Origin of the sequence: Saccharothrix coeruleofusca, assembly GCF_014648515.1 — a bacterium.
GTDB lineage: Bacteria > Actinomycetota > Actinomycetes > Mycobacteriales > Pseudonocardiaceae > Actinosynnema > Actinosynnema coeruleofuscum.
Genome location: NZ_BMRG01000012.1, coordinates 330 through 3,462, shown reverse-complemented (window position 1 = coordinate 3,462; position 3,133 = coordinate 330). Strand labels below are relative to the sequence as shown.

General features: G+C 75.3%; 4 protein-coding genes and 2 pseudogenes. 3 read left to right on the top strand and 3 right to left on the bottom strand.

Annotated elements, in window-relative coordinates; all coding sequences use genetic code 11:
• From IEZ00_RS37070 to IEZ00_RS24855, 3 genes and pseudogenes are all read left to right on the top strand, one after another.
• Nucleotides 1–328 (top strand): TIGR03086 family metal-binding protein (locus IEZ00_RS37070; protein WP_229796057.1); only part of this gene is annotated, 328 nt, incomplete at its 5' end.
• Between the two features lie 25 nt (nucleotides 329–353).
• A pseudogene (locus IEZ00_RS38380) lies at nucleotides 354–458 on the top strand (glycoside hydrolase family 43 protein); the annotation flags it as partial.
• Between the two features lie 68 nt (nucleotides 459–526).
• Nucleotides 527–1,177: a glycoside hydrolase family 43 protein gene (locus tag IEZ00_RS24855; RefSeq protein WP_506347073.1), complete on the top strand. Its 651-nt coding sequence runs from the start codon at nucleotides 527–529 to the stop codon at nucleotides 1,175–1,177.
• A 12-nt stretch (nucleotides 1,178–1,189) separates the two neighbouring features.
• Here the strand turns inward: IEZ00_RS24855 and IEZ00_RS24850 are convergent, their stop codons facing one another.
• The 3 genes and pseudogenes from IEZ00_RS24850 to IEZ00_RS37065 form a co-directional block, all read right to left on the bottom strand.
• Nucleotides 1,190–2,401 (bottom strand): ANTAR domain-containing protein, encoded by a 1,212-nt coding sequence (locus IEZ00_RS24850; protein ID WP_229796055.1) that lies wholly within the window; start codon nucleotides 2,399–2,401, stop codon nucleotides 1,190–1,192.
• A 120-nt stretch (nucleotides 2,402–2,521) separates the two neighbouring features.
• The gene (locus IEZ00_RS24845; RefSeq protein WP_189225752.1) at nucleotides 2,522–2,782 is read right to left on the bottom strand and encodes a DUF3040 domain-containing protein; all 261 of its coding nucleotides are present in this window, start codon (nucleotides 2,780–2,782) and stop codon (nucleotides 2,522–2,524) included.
• A gap of 24 nt (nucleotides 2,783–2,806) precedes the next feature.
• Nucleotides 2,807–3,133, bottom strand: a pseudogene (locus tag IEZ00_RS37065) (cytochrome ubiquinol oxidase subunit I); the annotation flags it as partial.

Below are 3,133 nucleotides of genomic sequence, written 5' to 3'. Positions count from 1 at the left end.
GACGGCGCGGCTGGTCGCGGCGTGGGGCGAGCCCGCCGCCTGGGCGGGCACGGCCCGCGTGGGCGGCTCGCTGGAGCTGCCCGCCGAGGTGGTCGGCCACATGCTGCTGGCCGAGTTCGTGGTGCACGGCTGGGACCTGGGCCAGGCGATCGGCCACCGGGTGGAGTGGGACCACGAGCTGCTGCGCCGCCTGCTCGACGGGGTGACGCGGATGGCGGACCAGGCCCGCGCGATGGGCGCCTTCGGTCCCGAGGTCCCGGTGCCCGACTCCGCCCCGACGCTGGACCGGCTGCTCGGGATGACCGGCCGGGTTCCCGCGCGGCGGTAGGTTCGGTCGCGGAGGTGTCCCGGACGTGTACCTGATCTCCTACTTCACCACCGACGCCGAAGCGCTGCACCTGGCCACCAGCCGGGACGGCGAGCACTTCGAGCCGGTGCGCGGCGGCGAACCGGTGCTGTTCGGCGAGGTGGGCACGCGCACGCTGCGCGACCCGTTCGTGGGGGTCGCCCCGGACGGGCGCTACACCTGCTGGCCACCGACGGCTGGTCCAGCCCGCACATCGTCCACGCCACCTCCGCGGACCTGCGGCGCTGGTCGCCCCAGCGGCTGCTCTCGCCCATGGCGGAGGTGCCGGGGGCGCTCAACGCGTGGGCGCCCGAGATGTTCGTCGACGACGGCGGCGTGTGCCACCTCATCTGGTCCTCGGTGGTCGACCCGCGCCCCGACGACGAGCGGGACTGGCACCACACCGCGCAGGAGCAGCGCATCTGGCACGCCCGCACCGAGGACTTCGAGACCTTCAGCGAGCCCGCGCTGTTCTTCGACCCCGGCCACCCGGTCATCGACGCGACCGTGCTGCGCGACGACGGCCGCTTCGTCATGGCCTACAAGGACGAGCGCGGTGACAACGACCCCGCGACCCCGCACAAGAACATCCTGCTCACCACGTTCACCGAGCCGGGAGGGCGGTTCACCCCGCCGATCGGGCCGGTCACCCCGCCGCTGGTCGAGGGTCCGTCGCTGTTCCGGCGCGGCGAGGAGCGGGTGCTCATCTTCGACCACTACGCCGAGGGCGGCTACGGCGCGCTGGCCACCCGCGACTTCGTCTCGTGGGAACCGGCGGCCGTCTCGCTGCCCGCGGGGATGCGGCACGCGTCGGTGGTCGAGCTGCCCTGAGCGGGCCGGGACTCAGCCCCCGCCCCGCGCGCTCTGGTGCAGGTGCTCCAGGGCGTCGAGCACGGTGGTGCGCTGGTGCCACTGCAGCCAGCGACCCGCCTGGGCGGCCAACTGGTCCAGGTCCGCCTGCTGGGCGGGGGTGGGGGTGCGCCCCGGCCGCGGGTCGCAGGTCGACACCACGGCCAGGCAGCGCCCGGACGGCGCGAGCACCGGCGTGCTCTGCACCGCCCGCAGGCCCGCCCGCAGCATCGCCGCGGTCACCGGGTTGGCCGGGAGCACCAGGCTGCTCGCGACGTCGACGACGGTGACGCGGGAGCGGCGGCGCAGCGCCAGCCCGCAGCAGGTGCTGTCGCCGGTGACCTCGGTCAGCAGCGCGACGAGGTCGGCGGGCAGGCCCTCGTGGCGCTCCAGCCGCAGGCCGTCGACGCCGGGGTCGAAGCGCTGCGCGTACCCCGCCGAGGTCGCGGTGCGCGACAGGGCCGCCCGGAGCAGGGCTCCCAGCAGCTCGGCGGCGTCCAGCGCGGGCCGCCGGTCCCCGGCCAGGAAGTCGGGCACCGGGGCGGGGGTGCGGGCCCGGCCGGGGAACCACCACGGGGTCGCCGCCGACGCCGGGCGCGGCGCGTGCAGCAGCGCGTCGGCCAGCACGCGCATCTTCAGGTTGTGCCGCTGGGAGGCTTCGCAGAGCAGGCGGTGGGCGGTGTCCTCGTCGGGCAGCCGGTAGCGCTCCTGGAGCACGCCCAGCGCCTTGGACAGCAGCGGCCGGGTGCGCAGCTTGGCGCGCAGGTCGCCGACCTCGCGGCGCAGCCGGTGCAACTCCTCGGCCTCGTCGTCCAGCGCCCGCGCCGCGGCGCTGCGGCGCACCGCGGCGACCTGGGCGCCCACCGCCGCGTCGAGGTGGCCGAAGGTCTCCAGCACGTCGGCCACCTGCGCGGCGCGCAGCACGCGCCGCACCTCCGCGCCGCAGACCAGGCGCAGCCGCCGGGCGGTGCCCGCCAGGTGGTCGGCGGTCTCCAGCAGCACGCGCACGCCCGCCGCGGCGATCAGCCGCACGTCGCTCAGGTCGACGATGACGTCCCCCTCGCAGGCGTCGACGAACGCCGCGAGCTGCTCTTGGAAGGAGCCGCAGGCGGCGCTGTCGACCTCGCCGACCACCACCAGGACCCCGGCGGTCGGGCGGGCGGGCGGCAGCGGGCTCAGCCGCAGCGTTCGCGAGGTGAACACCATCCGGACCCCTATCGGTGGCGGGAGGCGGGAGGCGTCGCGCGGGAGGCTCGGACGCACCGCTACCGCAACCTAACAACGCGTGAGGGCAGGCCGCACGACGAGACGTGCCGGGCCCCGGCCTCACCTCCTCCGGCAGGTGGTGTGCAGGCAGGCGCCGGTCATCAGCAGCAGGCAGCCGAAGAAGACCAGCGGGAGCGCCACCGCCGTGCCCGCCACCACGAGGGTCAGGCCCGCCGCGTCCACCGCGAACCGGACCGAGCGCCGGTTGGCGGTGCGCACCGGTGCGCCCGGCCCGGCCAGGGTCGCGGCCAGGCGCGGGTCGGTGACCTCGAACCAGCGCTCGATCCTGCGCAGCTGGCGGCGTTCGTACTCGGCGTCCATCACGGGTCCTCCCCGTGCGCTCGGTCAGTCGTGCTCGGTGTCGCGGTCGGTGGGCGCGAGGTACTTCTCGGTGGTCTTGTCCACGCCGACGTCGCGCTGGTCGCGCCGCTTGGTCACCGAGTAGTGGGACTCGGCGCGCATCCGCTCGACCATCTCCGGGTAGTGCAGCTCGAAGGCGGGCCGCTCGGAGCGGATGCGCGGCAGGTCGGTGAAGTTGTGCCGGGGCGGTGGGCAGGAGGTCGCCCACTCCAGCGAGTTGCCGAAGCCCCACGGGTCGTCCGCGGTCGCGGGCTCGCCGAAGCGGTAGCTCTTGAACACGTTCCAGATGAACACCAGCGTGGAGGCGCCCAA